We start from the raw sequence: 19,787 nt of genomic DNA, 5'->3' as shown, positions 1-19,787 counted from the left end.
TTACCTCTTATCCTTCAAACAAGTTTCACTGCAATAGGCTACCGCTCCACTATAAATAGCGTCTTTGCTAGAGACATAGGTTTGGCATTTAGAACATACAATCATGTGATCTTCTAATTCTTTGGGGCTTTGTTGCGTGTAAGAGTGGTTGCCTTTGTGGTTGTCCTTAAGGGGTTTTTGCCTCAAAAACAAACGCCATAAAATCCATGCGATAATGAGTAGGGGGATTAAAATTCTTAACATAAACTTTCCTTTGATTTGTAAAAATAAACTCGTTTTTGATGCATAAAGCATTCAGTGTCTTTACAAACGATTTCATCTTTTAACTGCTCGCCTTTATAGAATAAAAAATACCCCTTATCTTTTAGGAAGCGTTGGCTTTTTTCTATCAAAAAAGAAGAGCTAGCGACCGCTCTAGAAGTGATTAAATCCACTTGTAAAAGATTTTGATAATCTTCTAAACGCTTTTTAATGATTTCAATGTTTTTTAAAGGCAAAACGCTTTTAAGGTAGTTTAAAAAAGCCGCTCTTTTTATTCTTGGCTCTAAAAGAATGAATTGCGTTTCAGGTTTTTCAAGGGCTAAAGGGATAGCAGGAAGACCCGCCCCGCTCCCAATATCCAAGCAGCTTTTAAAATCTTTGACAAATTCTAAAGGCTTTAGAGCGTCTGTGATCTGGGGTTCTAACTCGCTTAACTTTTTTGCGCCGCTCAAATTGTGCGTTTGATTCCATTCTAAAAGGATGCGCGCGTAATCTTGCAATAAGGGGTTCATAAAATCAGCATCCCATCGCCATAAGAATAAAAACGATACTTCTTTTCTATAGCTATTTGATAGATTTCTTTGGTTTTTTCTAAGCCTATCATCGCGCTCACAAGCATTAAAAGGCTAGATTTGGGCAAATGGAAATTAGTGAGCAAATAATTAACATGCCGAATAGGATTAGCAAGATGCAAGAATATATCGCATTCAAACGCCTCTTGATTAGGGTTTTTTAAACGCTTAAAGTACTCCACGCTCCTTAAAGCGGTCGTGCCGATGCATAAAATCTCTTGGGATTCTTGCAAAATTTCTTGGCTCTTTTTAGGAATATGCAAAACTTCTGTATGGATTTGATGCTCTCTAATATCCTTAGTTTCTACGCCAAGAAAAGTCCCAGCCCCCACATGCAAGGTTAAAAAAGCGTGCTTGAAATCTTTCAATAATTTTTCTAAGCCGTGTTGAGAAAAATGCAATGACGCCGTAGGGGCAGCCACCGCGCCAATGTGTTTAGCGAACACGCTCTGGTATTCATGCGCATCCAAACTTTCATCGGCTCTTTTAATATAAGGGGGTAAGGGCATATGCCCGTATTGCTCTAAAAGCTTTAAGATATTTTCTTGATTTAAGGGGGTTTGATTGTCATAAAAAGCGATCAAACGCTGGCCATTATGGAGTAATTCCAAAACTTCAGCGTAATAATTTTCATCAAAAAAGATCTTATCCCCCACTTTGATCTTACCCTTAATTTGAGTTAGGGCGGTATTGTCTTTAAAAAAGCGGTGGAAAAACACTTCGGTCGTTTTTGATGGCAAAAAGGCATGCTTAGATCCAAAAAGCCTAGCTTTCATCACTTTAGTGTCGTTCAACACCACAAGGGCGTTTTTAGGGAAAAAGTCTAAAACATGTTCAAAAGTGGTGTGCGTGATTGTTTGTGAACGCCTTTCATATACGAGTAATTTAGCTTTTTCTTTAGGCAAAATGGGGTAGTTTGCGATCAATTCCCTAGGCAAATAATAATCATAGCTTTCTAGATCAAATTCTTTCAACTACGACTCGCTCTTTGTATTCTCTTTGTTGTCTTCTTCGTCTTTGGGAGCCGGATTGACCATTTTTGCAATCAAAATAGAAAGCCCATAAAGCCCCACTAAAGGCAACGCCATAAAGATTTGACTCACCACATCAGGGGGGGTGATAATCGCTGCTACAATAAAAATCACTACAATAGCGTATTTAAAATACGCTTTCAAGCTCGCATCGGTAATCAAGCCCACTTTAGCTAAAAAATACGCCAAAACGGGCAATTCAAACGCCACGCCAAAGCCTAAAATCAAGCGTGTGAAAAAGCTCACGTAACTGGACGCAGAAATATTGGCCGCAAACACATCGCTCCCAAAAGTGGCCAAGTATTCAATAATGAAAGGAAACACCACATAATAAGAAAACGCCGCCCCAATCAAAAACATCCCACTCCCAAAAAACACAAAAGGCAAAATCACTTTTTTTTCATTTTTATAAAGCCCTGGAGCGATAAAAAGCCACAATTGCCAAAAAATAATGGGCATGGAAATGACGATAGCGGCTGAAAAACTGATTTTAACCGCTACCATGACCCCTTCAATAGGGGAGAGCTGAATGAGCGTGCCTTTATAAGAATTTTTAACGAATTCAAAAATATTTTTCCAAAAATGAAAGCACCCCAAAAACGCCACTAAAATCGTTCCTACAGAAACCATCAAACGCTTTCTTAATTCCTGTAAATGCGGTTTTAAATCTTCAAACATGCTCTTTTTCTTTGTCGTGTTCTTTAGGGTTGCTATTGGTTGCTAATTGGACTTCTTTAGGAGGTTCATCGCTTGAAACTTCTTCATTTAAGGCTTCTTCATTGGAAATTTCTTTATTGGAATGGTTAGGGGGTGCGTTGTTTTCTAGGCTTTGTTTGTAATCTTGCATCAAATCCTGAATGCTTTTAATCTCCTTTTCTGCAGTTATTTTAGCGTCTTCTAATTCTTCAATCTTAACGCCCTTAAGACTCTCTACTTTGTTTTCAAAGAGTTTTTGATACTCTAGGGTTTCTTTTTTGATTTCTTCAATATTGATTTCTTTATCTAAAGTGTCCTTAGCGTCATTGAGCGTTTTTTTAACCGCACGAAAAAATTTCACTACATCCACGACAGCCTGGGGGAATTTTTCTGGCCCTAAAAAAATAATCGCCACAATCAACACCACAAGGATTTCAAAAAAGCCCATGCCAAACATAATAATCTACTTTCACACCCTTTAAAATTTTATCGTTATTGTAGTGTAATTTTCTTTCTAAACAAGATTAAAATAAAGTTTGAGACTTTAAAGTGGGGATTTTTAAAAGCGCATGGGTTTTAGGCGTGGCGATCCTGCCTTTAGCGGTGCGTTCTAAATAACCATTAGCGAGTAAAAAAGGCTCAATCACATCTTCAATCGTGCCTTCATCTTCTCTCATAGACGCTGCAATCGTGTTCAAACCCACCGGCCTTCCTTGAGCGTTAGCCAACAAAGATAAATACGCCAAATCCGCTTCATCAAAGCCCAATTCATTCACGCCTAATTCATTCAAAGCATGCAAAGTGATGTTTAAATCCATCAAGCTTGAATTTTTGACTAGCGCAAAATCGCGCACCCTTTTTAAAAGCCTTAAAGCGATCCTTGGCGTGCCTCTGCTCCTTTTAGCGATTTCATCAGCGCTTTCTTCTTTGATGTCTTGGTTGAGTTTAGCGGCGGCTTTTTTGATGATGAGAGCTAGTTCGCTAGGGCTATAAAACTGCATTCTAAAACTCATGCCAAATCTGTCTCTTAAGGGGTTGGAGAGCATTCCGGCTCTAGTGGTAGCGCCGATGAGGGTGAAAGGGGGTAAATCAATTTTAATGGTTTGAGCGGCTGGGCCTGAGCCTATGATAATATCCAGTCTAAAATCTTCCATAGCCGGGTATAAAACCTCTTCAATCGCTGGGCTGAGCCGGTGGATTTCATCAATAAAAAGAATGTCTTTAGCTTGCAAATTCGTCAAAATGGCGGCTAAATCACCGCTTTTTTCTATCATGGGAGCGGCAGTGATTTTGATATTGGTTTCCATTTCTTTAGCGATGATATGGCTGATTGAAGTTTTACCCAAACCGGGCGGGCCAAAAAAGAGCATGTGATCCAAACTTTCTTGGCGTTTTTTAGCCGCGCAAATAGAAATTTGCAAGTTGCTTTTAATCTTTTCTTGACCGATAAAATCTTCCCAAAGATTAGGGCGCAAACTCACTTCTTGAGAAGTTTCAAAATCCAAAGTTTCTAAATTGACTATCCGTTCTTTCATTTAATGATAACTTTCTAACTCGTTAGGGAAGTTTCCCTTTTTCACATCGTCAGCGTATTGTTTGATAGCGTTTTGAATCAATTCTTTCCCCTTAAGGTATTCTCGCACGAATTTAGGCTTAAAGCTATCAAAAAAGCCTAACATATCGCTCCACACTAAAATCTGCCCGTCGCAATCCTTGCCGCTCCCTATGCCGATCGTGGGGATTTTGATTTTTTGCGTGATCGTTTGAGCGATAGGGGTGGTTATACCCTCTAAAACCAATAAACCCGCTCCGGCTTCTTCTAAACTCAAGGCGTCTTCTAAAAGCTTTTTTTGCTGCTCTTCATTTTTGCCCTTAATCTTATAGCCTCCATCAAGGCGCACGAATTGAGGCATTAAGCCGATGTGTCCTACCACAATAATACCCTCATTAGTGAGCGTTTTAACCAGTTTCGCTTTTTCTTTCCCCCCCTCTAGTTTGATCGCGCTCGCTTGGGTTTCTTTATAAACTCTAATGGCGTTTTTTAGGGCTGTTTTTTCATCTTTATAGCTTCCAAAGGGCATGTCTGTGATGATAAAAGGAGTCTTAGCGCCTGCGCACACGGCTTTAGTGTGATAGAGCATCATTTTTACACTCGCACTTAAAGTGTCGTTTTGGTTGAAAAAACTCATATTCAAACTATCGCCCACTAAAATCACATCCACTAGCGGATCAAATATTTGAGCGAACAGCGCATCATAAGCGGTAATAGCAATGATTTTTTCTTGATTTTTTTTAGCTTGGAGGTGGTTGAGAGTGATCTTTTTAATTGGGGCGGTTTGCATGCTCATTAAAAATCCTAAGTGTTAAATATAGTGGCATTGTAGCATGACTTTATTAGGGTGGGTGAAAATTTTACTCCATTTTAACCGGTCATTTTAATTATTTTAGTATAATCGAAAGAAACTTTTAACAAACAATTCAAGGGATTTAGCGATTTTGGGTCTTAAAAAACATGTTATTTTATGGTCTTTAATGGGGTTTTATGCGGGATTGAGTGCGCTTGATTATGACACCCTAGACCCAAAATACTACAAATATATCAAGTATTATAAAGCTTATGAAGATAAAGAAGTTGAGGAATTGATCAGAGACTTGAAAAGGGCGAACGCTAAAAGCGGGCTTATTTTAGGGATCAATACCGGGTTTTTTTACAACCATGAAATCATGGTTAGAACCAATAGCTCTAGCATCACGGGGAATATTTTAAATTATTTGTTCGCTTATGGCTTGCGTTTTGGCTATCAAACTTTCAGGCCGTCGTTTTTTGCGCGCTTGGTCAAGCCCAATATCATTGGCAGGCGCATCTATATCCAATATTATGGAGGGGCTCCTAAGAAAGCGGGCTTTGGGAGCGTGGGGTTTCAATCGGTTATGCTGAATGGGGATTTTTTATTGGATTTTCCTTTGCCTTTTGTGGGGAAATACCTTTATATGGGGGGGTATATGGGTTTAGGCTTGGGAGTTGTAGCGCATGGGGTGAATTATACGGCGGAATGGGGGATGTCTTTTAACGCAGGCTTGGCTCTAACGGTATTAGAAAAAAACCGCATTGAATTTGAATTTAAAATTTTGAATAATTTCCCTTTTTTACAATCCAATTCTTCAAAAGAGACTTGGTGGGGAGCTATAGCAAGCATTGGGTATCAATATGTGTTCTAAAAAAATAAGAAATTTCATTTTATGCTTTGGTTTTATTTTAAGCTTGCGCGCTGAAGAAAATACAGCTCAAGAGAATACGACTGAAGAAAATACCCCTAAAGACGCTCCCATTCTTTTGGAAGAAAAACGCGCCCAAACGCTAGAGTTTGAAGAAAACAAGGAAGCTAAAAAGAATATTGATGAAAAAAGCCTGCTTGAAGAAATCCATAAGAAAAAACGCCAGCTTTACATGCTCAAAGGGGAATTGCATGAAAAAAATGAATCTCTCTTATTCCAGCAAATGGCTAAAAGTAAGAGCGGTTTTTTTATAGGTGCAATCCTTGGCGACATAGGGGTTAGCGCTCATTCTTATGAGAAGTTTGAGTTTTTAAGCGGCATTCAAGCTTCTCCTTTATTGTATGGATTAAGGAGTGGCTATCAAAAGTATTTTGCTAACGGGATTAGCGCCTTACGCTTTTATGGGGAGTATTTAGGGGGAGCGATGAAAGGGTTTAAAAGCGATTCTTTAGCCTCTTATCAAACGGCGAGTTTGAATATTGATCTATTGATGGATAAGCCTATTGATAAAGAAAAAAGGTTTGCGTTAGGGATATTTGGAGGCGTTGGAGTGGGGTGGAACGGGATGTATCAAAATTTAAAAGAAATCAAAGGGTATTCGCAGCCCAATGCGTTTGGGTTAGTGTTAAATCTAGGGGTGAGCATGACGCTCAACCTCAAACACCGCTTTGAATTAGCCCTAAAAATGCCTCCCTTAAAAGAAACTTCGCAAACTTTTTTATATTATTTTAAAAGCACTAATATTTATTATATTAGTTACAACTATTTATTGTAAAGGCTAAAATATTGAAATTTAAATATTGTTTGATTTATATCGCGCTCATACTAGGACTTCAAGCGACAGATTATGACAATTTAGAAGAAGAAAACCAGCAATTAGACGAAAAAATAAACAATTTAAAGCAACAGCTCACCGAAAAAGGGGTTTCGCCCAAAGAGATGGATAAGGATAAGTTTGAAGAAGAATATTTAGAGCGGACTTACCCTAAGCTTTCTTCAAAAAAGAGAAAAAAATTACTCAAATCTTTCTCCATAGCCGATGATAAGAGTGGGGTTTTTTTAGGGGGTGGGTATGCTTATGGGGAACTTAACTTGTCTTATCAAGGGGAAATGTTAGACAGATATGGCGCGAATGCCCCTAGCGCGTTTAAAAACAATATTGAGATTAACGCTCCTGTTTCTATGATTAGCGCTAAATTCGGGTATCAAAAATACTTTGTGCCTTATTTTGGGACACGATTTTATGGGGATTTATTGCTTGGGGGAGGGGTGTTAAAAGAGAATGCAAGCAAGCAATCTGTAGGCTCGTTTATTTATGTTTTAGGGGCTGTCAATACCGATTTATTGTTTGATATGCCTTTAGATTTTAAAACTAAAAAGCATTTTTTAGGCGTTTATGCGGGTTTTGGGATAGGGCTTATGCTTTATCAAGACAAGCCTAATCAAAACGGGAGGAATTTGGTGGTGGGGGGTTATTCAAGCCCTAATTTTTTATGGAAATCTTTGATTGAAGTGGATTATACTTTTAATGTGGGCGTGAGTTTAACGCTTTATAGGAAACACCGCTTAGAGATTGGCACCAAATTACCGATTAGCTATTTGAGAATGGGAGTGGAAGAGGGAGCGCTCTATCAAAATAAAGAAGATGATGAACGATTGTTGATTTCGGCTAACAACCAGTTCAAGCGATCCAGTTTTTTATTAGTGAATTATGCGTTTATTTTTTAAGGCTTGATCTTGGAGTTAAGGTTTAAAATTTTAGCGTTAGTCGTTTTGATTTTAGGGGGTTATTTGATTTTTAACGCTTTAATCACAAAAACCAAAGCTTTAAGTTTTAGTTTGAATAGCAAAGAGGATGCGCTCAATAACAATAATGAAGTGCTTTTTTGGGATTTAAAAAAACCCATTAAGATTAAAATAGCAGCCCCAAAGGGCATCAAACGCTACGATTTAAAAGTAACCACACAAGATAATTTGATTCTATATGAAAAAGAAAATCTGGTATTGGATAAACCCAAGTCTTTAGAAGTGCCTTTGATCAAGCCTGAAATCATTGGGTTAGAAGACAAGTGCCTTTTATATGAAATTCAAGCTAATGATTGGAGCTATGCTAATTTTTTCAATGGCAATAAGGCGTCTTTCAAACAAGAAGTGTGTATTGATACGATAAAACCCTCAATTACTATTTTATCTCGTTCCCCAAGCATCGCTTATGGAGGGAGTGCGGTAGTTGTTTTTGAAGCTTTGGATAAGAATTTGTCTCAAGCGTTTGTTCGCGTCAAAAAAAAGGATTTTAAAGCTTTCAGGCTTGTAGAATTCAAGCAGCGTAATGTCTTTATCGCTCTAGTGCCTTGGCCTTATGAGAATAAGGATTTTAAGGCGTTCATTGTCGCTAAAGATAAAGCCTATAACTCTAATACCACCCCTTTATTACTCAAGCGAAAAACCCGTCATGTGAGGGAAAAAGATACAGACTTAAGTGCCTTAAAAGACAAGATTGCAAAGCAAGAAAAATTTCAAAATCACACTGAGCAAACTTTATTAGAAATATTTTCCAACGCGCGCTTAAAAGATTTAGAAAAAATCCAAAAGATCGCTTTAGATCAAGGGGATTTTTATAAGGATTTTTCCCATTTTCAAGCGCTAAAACCCTTGAATGGGCCTTTTAAAATGGTAAGCAATTTTTTAGAAAATCGGCGGTTTTTAAAGGACAATCAGGTGTTGTTTAAATTCTTGCATTTAGGGGTGGATTTGATACCCAGTAAGGATTTATCTTTAGCGTTTGATCCATCTGTTGAGAGAGTTTTTAAGGGGGAGTTGGATTTTTATGGTAATAGTTTAATCAATTGCTATGGGCTGGGTTTGTGCGTTTTTTTAGCGCATTTAAAAGATGATGAAAGCGTGGGGAGTAGTGGTTTGAAATTAGGGAGCGGGTTGCATTTAGGGATGCTTTTGCAAGGGGTTTTTGTCCGGCCCAATGAATGGCTTAATGAGCAATGGATAAAAACCAATATCATCACCCCCATAGAGCAAGCCAAACGGCTTTTAATGAAAGGATAGTCATGTTAAAAACCAATCAAAAAAATGTGCATGCGTTTGAAATTGAAAAGCAAGAGCCTGAAGCGGTCATAGAATTTTTAGAAAAAAACCATGCCCTTTTGCAATATTTTCTTATTATTTTTAAATACGATATTGAACCAGAAGTCAAAGCCATTTTGCGCAAACACCAGCTTTTATTTTTGGAAACGAATCGCGCTTTAAACGGGCGCCATATCAAAACCATGCCTTTAAAAGAAGAAACCAATCATTCAAAACCCAATCATTCTAAAACAGAACCTAAAACAACGATTTATGAGCGCCACATCAGGAGTGGGGAAGAGATTTATAGCGCTAATCATCTTATTTTTTTGGGGAATATCCACAATGGAGCGAAGATTATTTCAGAGGGCTGTGTGTCGGTTTATGGGGTGTGCGAAGGGGCGATTGTGTGTTTTGGAGAGTGTTTGATTTTGAAAGAAGTCAAGAGCGCTCAAATCGTTTTTCAAAATAAAATTTTATCTCTAACAGAGGTTGAACGGCTTTTGGTAAATAAAAATATTAAAATAATCACTAAAAATGACGATATACTAGACATAAAGGAAGTATTATGAAACAAACAACCATTGACCACTCTGTGGAATTAGTAGGGATAGGCTTGCACAAGGGCGTTCCTGTGAAGCTTGTTTTAGAGCCTTTAGGAGAAAATCAAGGCATTGTTTTTTACCGCTCTGATTTGGGCGTGAAGCTCCCCTTAAAACCTGAAAACATCGTGGATACCAAAATGGCAACCGTGTTGGGTAAAGATAACGCTAGGATTTCTACGATTGAGCATTTGCTTTCAGCTGTCCATGCGTATGGTATTGACAATCTTAAAATCTCTGTGGATAACGAAGAGATCCCTATCATGGATGGGAGTGCTTTGACTTATTGCATGCTTTTAGATGAAGCAGGGATTAAAGAATTAGACGCTCCTAAAAAGGTGATGGAAATCAAGCAAGCCGTTGAGGTGAGAGAGGGCGATAAATTTGTTAAAATTGAGCCAGACAGCCAACTTTCTTTGAATTTCACGATTGATTTTAACCATCCGGTTATCGCTAAGCAAGCCCATCATTTCGTCTTTAGTAAAACCGCTTACAAAGAGCAAGTCGCTAAAGCCCGCACCTTTGGGTTTTTACAAGAAGTGAATTACTTGCGATCCATTGGTTTGGCTAAAGGGGGGAGCTTGAATAATTGCATCGTGCTGGATGAAAACAGCATTTTGAATAAAGAGGGCTTGAGGTGCGAAAAGGAATTCGTGTGCCACAAGATTTTAGACGCTATGGGGGATCTAATGGTTTTAGGCATGCCTGTGATGGGCAAATACACTTCTTTTTCAGGGAGCCATAAACTCAATTCCATGTTGGTTAAAGCCATTTTAGCGGACGCTAAAAATTACGAAGTTTTGATCGCTACGGATCCGGCTAAAGAATTTGCGTTGCAAAAGGCTTTCGCTTAATCCTAAATTAGGGTTTATTTTTTGGAATTGGATTTAGCACTTATTTCTTTAGGCGAGGGGGTCTTGCTTGGGGTGTATCAAAACAATTTTTTATGCGTTTCTTACACTTCCAAATCAAAAACAAGCGAAGCTTTAGTGGAAGTTTTTTCGCAATTATTTGAAGATTTTAAAAACCCTACTTTACCGGCGATTAAAGGGGTTTATTACGCTAAAGGGCCAGGGAGTTTCACTAGCCTAAAGCTCACGCATGTTTTCTTACACACTTTGGCTTTAATCCATGACTTTGAACTCTATTCCACCACAGGCTTTGATTTTAACGACAACACGCCCATTTTAGCGTATGCCAATAAATACTTTGTTTCAAAAGAAAGGGAAAGCTTAACCGATTTTAAAGATTTGAAAATTGCGCCAAAAGATTTCATGCTGCCCTCTTTTTTAGAGAAAGACAAATTCACCCAATTGAACACGCCGTTTTACATTTTGCCTCCTATTTAGTGTATAATGCTAGTTTTAAAAATGAAAGGGTATCAACAATAGGGGTTTAAAATTTGGTAGTGAGTGTTCCTGCAACAAGTGCGAATTTAGGCCCCGGTTTTGATTGCTTGGGTTTGAGCTTGAATTTACGCAATCGTTTTTTTATTGAGCCTAGTAATATCCATGCGGTGAAATTGGTTGGGGAGGGTGAAGGGATTCCTAAGTTTTTAACCAACAATATTTTCACTAAAGTGTTTTATGAGATTTTAAAAAAGCATGGGAATGACGGCTCGTTTAAATTTTTATTGCATAATAAAGTCCCTATTACAAGGGGCATGGGGTCTAGCTCGGCGATGATTGTGGGGGCGGTCGCTTCAGCGTTTGCGTTTTTAGGGTTTGCTTTTGATAGAGAAAATATTCTTAATACCGCTCTAATTTATGAAAACCACCCGGATAATATCACCCCGGCGGTGTTTGGGGGGTATAATGCAGCGTTTGTGGAAAAAAAGAAAGTGATAAGTTTAAAAACCAAAATCCCTTCTTTTTTAAAAGCGGTGATGGTGATCCCTAATAGGGCCATTTCCACCAAGCAATCGCGCCACCTCTTGCCCAAGCGTTACAGCGTGCAAGAAAGCGTGTTTAACCTTTCGCATGCGAGCTTGATGACGATGGCGATTGTGCAAGGGAAGTGGGACTTGTTGCGTTGTTGCTCTAAAGACAGGATGCATCAATATAAGCGCATGCAAACTTATCCCGTGTTGTTTGCGATCCAAAAGCTCGCTTTAGAAAATAACGCCTTAATGAGCACGCTTTCAGGGAGCGGTTCGTCGTTTTTTAACATGTGTTATGAAGAAGACGCCCCTAGATTAAAGCAGGTTTTGAGCAAGAAATTCCCTAAATTTAGGGTAGCGGTTTTAGATTTTGACAATGATGGAGTCCTTATTGAGAAAGACTGAAATTAAAATCCGCATGTGTGTGGCGTGCAGAATGCGCCAACCTCAAAAGGATTTGTTGCGCTTGAAAAGTTTTGACAATCAAATCATGGAATTTGATGGCAAAGGCCGTAGTTTTTATGTGTGTGGAAATTGTTTGAAAAATGGAGAAAAAAAGTTGTTGAAAGCGGTTTCAAAAATAAAGAATGCCCCAAAAGATACCAAAAATATCATTACTTGGATTAAGGAGAGAAGCATAGCATGAGTGGTATGGTTGATTTAAAAGAATTTTTAGCCGAGCTTGGTAAGACCCAAAAAGAGCTTAAAAATGTGATCGAGCAAGCCAAAGACATTGGTTTAGAGCTTAAGACAAATTCTAAAATGACCCCAGAGCAAGCAGGCAAGCTATACAAATACATTGTGGATGGCATCAAAGAACAAATACAAGCCAATCAACCCACTAAAAATCCTGAACAAGACAATAAAGACGATTTGAATACAGCCGTAGCGTCTAAATCCCTTAACAAAAAGGTTTCCAAAACGCCTAAAAAAGAAGAAACAAAAAGCCAGTCAAAGCCCAAAAAAACTAAAGAAAAGAAAAAAGAAGCTCCCGCACCCATTGCCAAAAAAAAGGGAGGAATAGAGATTGTCAACACTTTTGAAAACCAAACGCCCCCTATAGAAAACACCCCCAAAGTGGTTAGCCACTCTCAAATAGAAAAAGCCAAGCAAAAGCTCCAAGAAATCCAAAAAAGCCGAGAAGCCCTAAACAAGCTCACCCAAAGCAACGCTAACAACGCTAACAGCACCAATAACGCTAACAACGCTAAAAAAGAAATCAGCGAAGTTAAAAAGCAAGAGCAAGAGATCAAACGCCATGAAAACATTAAAAGACGCACCGGTTTTAGGGTGATTAAACGCAACGATGAAGTAGAAAATGAAATTGAAAACAGCGTAACAGAAAGCAAAAAACCCACTCAAAGCGTGGCGGCTATTTTTGAAGACATTAAAAAAGAATGGCAAGAAAAAGACAAACAAGAGGCTAAAAAAGCCAAAAAACCCAGTAAGCCCAAAGCCACCCCCACAGCCAAAAACAACAAATCCCATAAAATTGATTTTAGCGATGCGAGGGATTTTAAGGGCAATGATATTTATGATGATGAAACCGATGAAATCTTATTGTTTGATTTGCATGAACAAGATAATTTCAATAAGGAAGAAGAAGAAAAAGAAGCGCGCCAAAATATCAACGACAGGGTGCGCGTCCAAAGGAAAAACCCTTGGATGAATGAAAGCGGGATCAAACGACAATCCAAGAAAAAGCGTGTGTTCCGTAACGATAACAGCCAAAAAGTGATCCAAAGCGCGATTGCAATCCCTGAAGAAGTGCGCGTCTATGAATTCGCGCAAAAAGCGAATTTGAATCTGGCTGATGTGATTAAAACCCTCTTTAATTTAGGGCTTATGGTGACTAAAAACGACTTTTTGGATAAGGATAGCATAGAAATTTTAGCCGAAGAGTTCCATTTAGAAGTTTCTGTTCAAAACACTTTAGAAGAATTTGAAGTAGAAGAAGTGCTAGAGGGGGTGAAAAAAGAGCGCCCGCCTGTGGTGACTATTATGGGGCATGTGGATCATGGTAAAACTTCATTACTGGATAAAATCCGTGATAAAAGAGTCGCTCACACGGAAGCTGGGGGGATCACTCAGCACATTGGCGCTTACATGGTAGAAAAAAATAACAAATGGGTGTCTTTCATTGACACCCCAGGGCATGAAGCCTTTAGCCAGATGCGTAATCGTGGGGCTCAAGTTACAGATATTGCAGTGATTGTGATAGCGGCTGATGATGGCGTGAAACAACAGACGATTGAAGCTTTAGAGCATGCAAAGGCGGCTAATGTGCCTGTGATTTTTGCGATGAATAAAATGGATAAGCCTAATGTGAATCCGGACAAACTCAAAGCCGAATGCGCTGAGCTTGGTTATAACCCTGTGGATTGGGGCGGAGAGCATGAGTTCATCCCTGTTTCGGCTAAAACGGGCGATGGCATTGACAATTTATTAGAAACCATTCTCATTCAAGCGGATATTATGGAATTAAAAGCCATAGAAGAGGGCAGCGCTAGAGCGGTTGTTTTAGAAGGGAGCGTGGAAAAAGGGCGTGGGGCAGTAGCCACGGTGATTGTCCAAAGCGGGACTTTGAGCGTGGGGGATAGTTTTTTTGCTGAAACGGCGTTTGGTAAAGTAAGAACCATGACTGACGATCAAGGCAAGAGCATTCAAAGTTTAAAACCCTCTATGGTGGCTCTCATCACAGGCTTAAGCGAAGTGCCTCCTGCAGGATCTGTTTTAATAGGGGTAGAAAACGATTCCATCGCGCGCTTGCAAGCTCAAAAGAGGGCGACTTATTTACGCCAAAAAGCCTTGAGTAAAAGCACTAAAGTGTCTTTTGATGAGCTTTCAGAAATGGTCGCTAATAAGGAATTAAAAAATATTCCTGTAGTCATTAAAGCGGATACGCAAGGAAGCTTAGAAGCCATTAAAAACAGCTTGTTAGAGCTTAATAACGAAGAAGTGGCGATCCAAGTGATCCACTCAGGGGTGGGGGGCATTACTGAGAATGATTTGAGCTTGGTTTCTAGCAGTGAGCATGCCGTGATTTTAGGCTTTAATATCCGTCCTACCGGCAATGTGAAAAATAAGGCTAAAGAATACAATGTGAGCATTAAAACTTACACAGTGATTTATGCCTTGATTGAAGAAATGCGCTCACTCTTATTGGGCTTAATGAGCCCTATCATTGAAGAAGAGCATACCGGACAAGCGGAAGTGAGAGAGACCTTTAATATCCCTAAAGTAGGCACGATAGCTGGGTGTGTGGTGAGCGATGGGGTGATCGCTCGTGGCATTAAGGCGCGTTTGATTAGGGATGGCGTGGTGATTCATACCGGCGAAATCCTTTCTTTGAAACGCTTTAAAGACGATGTGAAAGAAGTTTCTAAGGGCTATGAGTGCGGGATCATGCTAGAAAATTATAATGAGATTAAAGTGGGCGATGTGTTTGAAACCTATAAAGAAATCCATAAAAAAAGAACCCTCTAATGAACGCTCATAAAGAACGCTTAGAATCCAATCTTTTAGAATTATTGCAAGAGGCTTTAGCGAGCTTGAATGATGGCGATTTGAATTCTTTAAGCGTTACTAAAGTGGAATGCTCTAAAGGGAAGCATCATGCTTATGTGTTTGTGCTTTCATCAGATCATAAAATCCTTTCTAAACTAAAAAAAGCTGAGGGCTTGATTAGGCAGTTTGTTTTGCAAGCGAGCGGGTGGTTTAAATGCCCAAAACTCAGTTTTGTTTTAGACAATAGTTTAGAAAAGCAGCTCCGCCTAGACGCCTTATTTAATGAAATCGCTAAAGGGAAAGATAATGACTAAAAGAATAGAAGAGAAAATAGAAGGCGTGATTGAAAGCTTGGGTTACTTGCTTTATGATGTGAGCTTGGTTAAAGAAAACGAGCAGCATGTTTTAAGGGTGAGCCTTAAAAACCCTAATGGGGCGGTCAGCTTGGATATTTGCCAACAAGTGAGCGAGGTGATTTCGCCCTTATTAGATGTGTGCGATTTTATCCAAGACGCTTATATTTTGGAAGTGAGCTCCATGGGGTTAGAAAGAACGCTTAAAACCCCCAAACACTTCAAGCTTTCTTTAGGCGAAAAAGTGGGAGTCAAACTCATCAATAAAGAAAGCTTTCAAGCTATCCTTAAAGACGCTAACGATCTGAGCGCGGATTTTGAATTAGAGAATCACGCTATCAAAAGCGTGGAGTATAGAGACTTAAAGAAAGTTAAAACGCTTTTTGAGTGGTGAGGTTATTTTTGAATATTAAAAATAGCGTTAATCGTAAGAATAATTTGGATTATAAAAGCCATTAAATTGAGAATGATAAGGCGTTAAAAGGATATTAGCCCTAAAGGGGATATTAGCGTTAATATGCTAATATAGTAGAACATTATGACTACAAAAAGGGTGATATGCTGATCTCCATAGCGTTTTTATTGGTTTTATGTTTTTTGAATTATAGTTCTTTTAGGATGTTAAAATCGTTTTTAACCTTAAAGAAAATCTCTCGATACGCTTATTTGGGGTTTTTTATCCTTTTGAGCATAGGCGAGGCGGCTTTTGCTTTTTATAGAAATATCATGCCTAGCCATTTGTTTGTTTTGACTTCGGCGTGTTCGTTTGTATCCTTTATTGTGTTTGTTTTTTCTTTAAGTTTTTATGGGTTTTCCTACTCCATAGAAAAAATAGATTTTTTGCACTCAAGGCGTAAAAGTTTAAAAAACTTTTTAAAATTAGGGTTTTATCTGGCGTTATTAGGGTATTTTTGGCGCGGCTTTTATGAAGGGTTGGCTCGCCCTAAAATCAAAGAAACCCCTATTTATTTGGATAAGCTGGATAAAGAATTAAAGATTATTTTACTCACAGACATGCATGTGGGGAGTTTGTTGCAAAAAGATTTTATTGATTACATTGTAGAAGAAGTCAATCAAAAAGAAGTGGATATGGTGCTGATTGGGGGGGATTTAGTGGATGAAAACATTGAAAAAGTCAAATCTTTTTTACTGCCCTTAAACAACCTTAAAAGCACGCATGGTACTTTTTATGTGCCAGGAAATCATGAGTATTATCATGGCATAGAGCCGATTTTATCGTTTCTTGACACGCTTAATTTGACGATTTTAGGGAATGAGTGCGTGCATTTAGGGGGGATCAATTTGTGCGGTGTGTATGATTATTTCGCAAGAAAGCATCAAAATTTTGCCCCTGATATTGACAAAGCTTTAAAAAAGCGTGATAGTAGTAAGCCCACGATCCTTTTGGCCCACCAGCCCAAACAAATTAGAAGCGTCAAAGAAAGCCACTCTGTAGATTTAGTCCTTTCAGGGCATACCCATGCAGGGCAAATCTTCCCCTTTAGCCTTTTAGTCAAGTTGGCGCAAACCTATTTACATGGTTTATACAAGCACAGCGACACTACTCAAATTTATGTGAGCAGTGGGGCAGGGTATTGGGGGATTCCTTTAAGGTTTTTAGCCCCTAGCGAGATCGCATACCTTAGGCTTTTACCTAAAAATCAAGCTTAGTTAAACAAAATCTTAAAATCGTAATCAAGCGGTTAAAAACAAGGAGTTAAGAAACAACCGCCAAGACAAAGGGAAAGGAGGGGGAGGTGACCCTTTAATCTTAAGCGGTGCCAACCAAACCATAAGGAATGGTTGGATTTGTAATTATACAATAAAATGGTGATTTTTAGCAAATGATTTTAAAAATTATCCATAAAAACGCTCAAAGGCATTTTTACAACCAATAATCAAGGGCTGATTTTAATCAAGCGATAACTTTTATTAATATTTTCTTAAACTAATTTAAAATTATGATATAATCAGTGCTTGAATTACTCTTAAATGCAGGAGTCATACACCATGCGCGTTCTACTGATTGAAAAAAATTCTGTTTTGGGTGGAGAAATTGAAAAGGGTTTAAATGTTAAAGGCTTTATGGCTGATATAACAGAGAGTTTAGAGGATGGGGAATATCTTATGGATATTAGGAATTATGACTTAGTTATGGTTAGCGATAAAAACGCTTTAAGTTTTGTTTCTAGAATCAAGGAGAAACATTCTTCTATCGTTGTTTTAGTTTCTTCTGATAACCCTACAAGCGAAGAAGAAGTCCATGCGTTTGAGCAAGGCGCGGACGATTATATCGCTAAGCCTTACCGCAGCATTAAGGCTTTAGTCGCAAGGATTGAGGCTCGTTTGAGATTTTGGGGTTCTAATGTGATTGAAATTGGGGATTTGACTATTAGCCCTGATGAAGAAAAGATTATTTACAAGGGGCGTGAAGTTGAAGTGAAAGGGAAGCCTTTTGAAGTGCTTACCCATCTTGCCAGACATAGGGATCAAATCGTCTCCAAAGAACAGCTTTTAGACGCCATTTGGGAAGAGCCTGAAATGGTTACCCCTAATGTCATTGAAGTGGCTATCAATCAAATCCGCCAAAAAATGGATAAACCCTTGGGGATTTCCACGGTTGAAACCGTAAGGCGCAGAGGCTATCGTTTTTGCTACCCCAAACCGGCGTGTGAAGAGTAAATTCCGTGGTTTGCTAAAAAATAGGTCAGAATGAGGGTGTGGAGCGGGTAAAATCAAATATTTTAATAGCGATAATAGAGACACTCATATCATGCTAGTGTCTAGCTAGGAGCATAATCGTTTTATCTGCGATTGGCAAGGTGTTTTGGTTAAAAAACACTCAAATAAATTCGTATCAATTCATGGATTTAAATATTTATCAAAACACAAAATACAAACTTTGGCTTCGTTTTCATTGGATATTGAAAAAGTCTTATTTTTGTGGGATTTTTATGGGATACAAGAAAAATACACAAAGAAAACGCTAGCTAAACTCTAGCTTGCACTAAAATTTTAGTATAGTAGCGTTGTGAGAACCATTAAAACTATGATTGCTAATAGTAATTTCATAGTTGGTTGTTTCCTTTTTAAGATAGCCGCTCACTATTACCCCAAACCCTAACATGCTCCAAATACCTGCAACAAAAAAACAATAAAATAGAGAGATAACTTAAAATGATTATTTGCGTTGGCGTGATGATAATTTAAAAAACCTAAAAATACTAAAAAAGCGTTTTTCACAATCAAATGATTAAAAGAGCTTGATTTTAAGCAAGCGATAGTTTTTTAAAAAAGCGGTTTTTTGGGGGTTAGGGGGATTTAGTTGGAGGTTTGTAGGGAATAGTTTTTAAAATATCCCTTATTCCCTTAAAGAAATGAGTTTATACAAAATGATAGAATGAAAATTTTTAAACCTTATCAAAAAGAGCTTTTAAACTCTTTTCAGTTTTTGTTAGCTTTTTGCAAACGGCTTGGTTTTAAGCGTTATTGAAGATTTCTTCAATTTGTTCTTTAATATCCCTATAATTGAAACTCTCCCTAAAGCCATCAATCTTGCCTCCGCTCGCATTCCTATGCCCGCCCCCATTAAAACACATTTGGCTGAGTTCGCACACATCGCAATTCCCATTCGCCCTTAAGCTCACATTCCCTTTAGCGTTCACATCTATATAAAAATCAAAATCCGGATTTTGCGTTAAAAAAAGGTTAGCCAACACGCTAATACCCCCCATAGAATAACTTAAAAACCCTTTTTTATCCTGGTAATAAACGCTGCAATCATGCTTTTTTAAAGAGAGCAAATGCGTTTGCGCGTTTGAAGAGATATTGTCCATCGTTTCTGTATCAGGGTCGCCCCCTAAAGCGATTTTTTTAAGCCTGAACAAATCGTTATCATAGGCTACAGGGGCATTTTCTAAAAACAAATAGTTTTTAACTTCTTCTAAAAGCTTTAATTTATAATCGCGGTTTTCATCATCAAACATGAAACGATTCAATTCAGAGCTTTGAGTGATCATGCGCATGCACACCTTGCCTAATTCAAAGCCATAACCTTGCGTGTCCCAAATATCCACAGAATTGACCATTTCCACCAAAGGCTCTAGCCATGTTGTGTTTTTTGGCTCTAAAATAGCGTAATGCTTTTTCAAAAATTCATACACGATTTTAGTCGCACAACGGTTCGTGTCTAAAAAATACCAATGGAAACTCTCAGCCACTTCTTTACCGCTGATATGGTGATCCAAGAGTTGGATTTGAATGCTTTTATTTTGCAAGCGGTGTTCTTGGATCTTATCCTGCAAATACTCTGCCTCGTTTAAATTCAAATTCAAATCGCTAACCAAAATAAGGAATTCACTCTCCTTAGATTGAGCGATCGCGTTTAGAATTTCATAAATTCTCGCTGAGACTTCACGCCCGTAATTAGCGTTATAGCATTGGATATTTTTAAAAAATTGTTTTGAAACAAGTTGGCATGCATAGCCGTCTAAATCAATATGTGAAAGGTGGTAAACTCGCATCATTCTCCT

22 protein-coding genes are annotated in these 19,787 nt (G+C 38.4%); 14 read left to right on the top strand and 8 right to left on the bottom strand.

The window, feature by feature from the left end:
* From EAL44_RS04900 to panB, 7 genes are all read right to left on the bottom strand, one after another.
* Positions 1-243: a PP0621 family protein gene (locus EAL44_RS04900; protein ID WP_162970364.1), complete on the bottom strand. Its 243-nt coding sequence runs from the start codon at positions 241-243 to the stop codon at positions 1-3.
* A complete protein-coding gene (gene rsmG / locus EAL44_RS04895) occupies positions 237-773 on the bottom strand; it encodes a 16S rRNA (guanine(527)-N(7))-methyltransferase RsmG (RefSeq protein WP_121010633.1) in 537 nt (178 codons plus the stop codon). The genes EAL44_RS04900 and rsmG overlap by 7 nt, the downstream gene beginning before the upstream one ends.
* Positions 770-1,807 (bottom strand): tRNA preQ1(34) S-adenosylmethionine ribosyltransferase-isomerase QueA, encoded by a 1,038-nt coding sequence (gene queA / locus EAL44_RS04890; protein ID WP_121075346.1) that lies wholly within the window; start codon positions 1,805-1,807, stop codon positions 770-772. Before queA ends, rsmG begins: the two co-directional genes overlap by 4 nt.
* Positions 1,808-2,542, bottom strand: a complete 735-nt coding sequence (gene tatC / locus EAL44_RS04885; RefSeq protein WP_121075342.1) for a twin-arginine translocase subunit TatC — start codon at positions 2,540-2,542, stop codon at positions 1,808-1,810.
* The gene (gene tatB / locus EAL44_RS04880; RefSeq protein WP_121075339.1) at positions 2,535-3,017 is read right to left on the bottom strand and encodes a Sec-independent protein translocase protein TatB; all 483 of its coding nucleotides are present in this window, start codon (positions 3,015-3,017) and stop codon (positions 2,535-2,537) included. The genes tatC and tatB overlap by 8 nt, the downstream gene beginning before the upstream one ends.
* A 67-nt stretch (positions 3,018-3,084) precedes the next feature.
* Positions 3,085-4,095, bottom strand: coding sequence for a Holliday junction branch migration DNA helicase RuvB (gene ruvB, locus EAL44_RS04875; protein ID WP_000664471.1), 1,011 nt, complete (start codon positions 4,093-4,095; stop codon positions 3,085-3,087).
* Positions 4,096-4,908, bottom strand: a complete 813-nt coding sequence (gene panB, locus EAL44_RS04870; RefSeq protein ID WP_121075336.1) for a 3-methyl-2-oxobutanoate hydroxymethyltransferase — start codon at positions 4,906-4,908, stop codon at positions 4,096-4,098.
* A 148-nt stretch (positions 4,909-5,056) separates the two neighbouring features.
* Between panB and EAL44_RS04865 the strand changes: the two genes are divergently transcribed.
* The 14 genes from EAL44_RS04865 (at position 5,057) to hsrA (ending at position 17,937) form a co-directional block, all read left to right on the top strand.
* Positions 5,057-5,779, top strand: coding sequence for a hypothetical protein (locus EAL44_RS04865; protein ID WP_000523303.1), 723 nt, complete (start codon positions 5,057-5,059; stop codon positions 5,777-5,779).
* Positions 5,769-6,611, top strand: coding sequence for an outer membrane beta-barrel protein (locus EAL44_RS04860; protein WP_121075333.1), 843 nt, complete (start codon positions 5,769-5,771; stop codon positions 6,609-6,611). The genes EAL44_RS04865 and EAL44_RS04860 overlap by 11 nt, the downstream gene beginning before the upstream one ends.
* A gap of 11 nt (positions 6,612-6,622) precedes the next feature.
* Positions 6,623-7,564, top strand: coding sequence for an outer membrane beta-barrel protein (locus tag EAL44_RS04855; protein WP_205585220.1), 942 nt, complete (start codon positions 6,623-6,625; stop codon positions 7,562-7,564).
* A gap of 9 nt (positions 7,565-7,573) precedes the next feature.
* Positions 7,574-8,896: a M23 family metallopeptidase gene (locus tag EAL44_RS04850; protein WP_162970363.1), complete on the top strand. Its 1,323-nt coding sequence runs from the start codon at positions 7,574-7,576 to the stop codon at positions 8,894-8,896.
* Positions 8,897-8,898: 2 nt separating this feature from the next.
* A complete protein-coding gene (gene minC / locus EAL44_RS04845) occupies positions 8,899-9,486 on the top strand; it encodes a septum site-determining protein MinC (protein ID WP_162970362.1) in 588 nt (195 codons plus the stop codon).
* A complete protein-coding gene (lpxC, locus tag EAL44_RS04840; RefSeq protein WP_114991999.1) occupies positions 9,483-10,370 on the top strand; it encodes a UDP-3-O-acyl-N-acetylglucosamine deacetylase in 888 nt (295 codons plus the stop codon). The genes minC and lpxC overlap by 4 nt, the downstream gene beginning before the upstream one ends.
* A 21-nt stretch (positions 10,371-10,391) precedes the next feature.
* Positions 10,392-10,865 carry a tRNA threonylcarbamoyladenosine biosynthesis protein TsaB gene (locus EAL44_RS04835; RefSeq protein ID WP_162970361.1) on the top strand — a complete coding sequence of 158 codons (474 nt, stop codon included), beginning with the start codon at positions 10,392-10,394 and terminating at the stop codon, positions 10,863-10,865.
* Between the two features lie 53 nt (positions 10,866-10,918).
* Positions 10,919-11,800 (top strand): homoserine kinase, encoded by an 882-nt coding sequence (thrB, locus tag EAL44_RS04830; RefSeq protein WP_121075324.1) that lies wholly within the window; start codon positions 10,919-10,921, stop codon positions 11,798-11,800.
* On the top strand, positions 11,787-12,041 hold the full coding sequence (locus EAL44_RS04825; protein WP_001232480.1) for a DUF448 domain-containing protein: 255 nt from the start codon (positions 11,787-11,789) through the stop codon (positions 12,039-12,041). Before thrB ends, EAL44_RS04825 begins: the two co-directional genes overlap by 14 nt.
* Positions 12,038-14,881, top strand: coding sequence for a translation initiation factor IF-2 (infB, locus tag EAL44_RS04820; RefSeq protein WP_121075321.1), 2,844 nt, complete (start codon positions 12,038-12,040; stop codon positions 14,879-14,881). The genes EAL44_RS04825 and infB overlap by 4 nt, the downstream gene beginning before the upstream one ends.
* Positions 14,881-15,216 carry a 30S ribosome-binding factor RbfA gene (rbfA, locus tag EAL44_RS04815; RefSeq protein ID WP_121075318.1) on the top strand — a complete coding sequence of 112 codons (336 nt, stop codon included), beginning with the start codon at positions 14,881-14,883 and terminating at the stop codon, positions 15,214-15,216. Before infB ends, rbfA begins: the two co-directional genes overlap by 1 nt.
* Entirely contained in the window at positions 15,209-15,649 is a 441-nt protein-coding gene (locus tag EAL44_RS04810) for a ribosome maturation factor RimP (protein WP_121075315.1), read from the top strand. Before rbfA ends, EAL44_RS04810 begins: the two co-directional genes overlap by 8 nt.
* A 164-nt stretch (positions 15,650-15,813) precedes the next feature.
* Positions 15,814-16,926 carry a metallophosphoesterase gene (locus tag EAL44_RS04805; protein WP_121075312.1) on the top strand — a complete coding sequence of 371 codons (1,113 nt, stop codon included), beginning with the start codon at positions 15,814-15,816 and terminating at the stop codon, positions 16,924-16,926.
* Positions 16,927-17,265: 339 nt separating this feature from the next.
* Positions 17,266-17,937: a response regulator-like transcription factor HsrA gene (gene hsrA, locus EAL44_RS04800; RefSeq protein WP_108310527.1), complete on the top strand. Its 672-nt coding sequence runs from the start codon at positions 17,266-17,268 to the stop codon at positions 17,935-17,937.
* 797 nt (positions 17,938-18,734) lie between these two features.
* Here the strand turns inward: hsrA and EAL44_RS04795 are convergent.
* Complete coding sequence (locus EAL44_RS04795; RefSeq protein ID WP_162970360.1) at positions 18,735-19,778, bottom strand: 3',5'-cyclic-nucleotide phosphodiesterase; 1,044 nt, start codon at positions 19,776-19,778, stop codon at positions 18,735-18,737.
* Between the last annotated feature and the right edge of the window lie 9 nt (positions 19,779-19,787).

It is taken from the genome of Helicobacter pylori, from assembly GCF_003637685.1.
GTDB classification, from domain to species: domain Bacteria; phylum Campylobacterota; class Campylobacteria; order Campylobacterales; family Helicobacteraceae; genus Helicobacter; species Helicobacter pylori_CJ.
Note: the sequence above shows the minus strand (reverse complement) of the source record. Positions and strands in the feature narration are given on the sequence as shown.

What these genes read in the sequence shown, in the direction of transcription:
- hsrA (WP_108310527.1), top strand. Translation starts at nt 17,266, where the DNA reads ATGCGCGTTCTACTGATTGAAAAAAATTCTGTTTTGGGTGGAGAAATT.
- infB (WP_121075321.1), top strand. Translation starts at nt 12,038, where the DNA reads ATGAGTGGTATGGTTGATTTAAAAGAATTTTTAGCCGAGCTTGGTAAG.
- tatC (WP_121075342.1), bottom strand. Translation starts at nt 2,542, where the DNA reads ATGTTTGAAGATTTAAAACCGCATTTACAGGAATTAAGAAAGCGTTTG.
- rbfA (WP_121075318.1), top strand. Translation starts at nt 14,881, where the DNA reads ATGAACGCTCATAAAGAACGCTTAGAATCCAATCTTTTAGAATTATTG.
- rsmG (WP_121010633.1), bottom strand. Translation starts at nt 773, where the DNA reads ATGAACCCCTTATTGCAAGATTACGCGCGCATCCTTTTAGAATGGAAT.
- EAL44_RS04900 (WP_162970364.1), bottom strand. Translation starts at nt 243, where the DNA reads ATGTTAAGAATTTTAATCCCCCTACTCATTATCGCATGGATTTTATGG.
- lpxC (WP_114991999.1), top strand. Translation starts at nt 9,483, where the DNA reads ATGAAACAAACAACCATTGACCACTCTGTGGAATTAGTAGGGATAGGC.
- EAL44_RS04860 (WP_121075333.1), top strand. Translation starts at nt 5,769, where the DNA reads ATGTGTTCTAAAAAAATAAGAAATTTCATTTTATGCTTTGGTTTTATT.
- minC (WP_162970362.1), top strand. Translation starts at nt 8,899, where the DNA reads ATGTTAAAAACCAATCAAAAAAATGTGCATGCGTTTGAAATTGAAAAG.
- panB (WP_121075336.1), bottom strand. Translation starts at nt 4,908, where the DNA reads ATGAGCATGCAAACCGCCCCAATTAAAAAGATCACTCTCAACCACCTC.
- ruvB (WP_000664471.1), bottom strand. Translation starts at nt 4,095, where the DNA reads ATGAAAGAACGGATAGTCAATTTAGAAACTTTGGATTTTGAAACTTCT.
- EAL44_RS04810 (WP_121075315.1), top strand. Translation starts at nt 15,209, where the DNA reads ATGACTAAAAGAATAGAAGAGAAAATAGAAGGCGTGATTGAAAGCTTG.
- EAL44_RS04795 (WP_162970360.1), bottom strand. Translation starts at nt 19,778, where the DNA reads ATGCGAGTTTACCACCTTTCACATATTGATTTAGACGGCTATGCATGC.
- tatB (WP_121075339.1), bottom strand. Translation starts at nt 3,017, where the DNA reads ATGTTTGGCATGGGCTTTTTTGAAATCCTTGTGGTGTTGATTGTGGCG.
- EAL44_RS04805 (WP_121075312.1), top strand. Translation starts at nt 15,814, where the DNA reads ATGCTGATCTCCATAGCGTTTTTATTGGTTTTATGTTTTTTGAATTAT.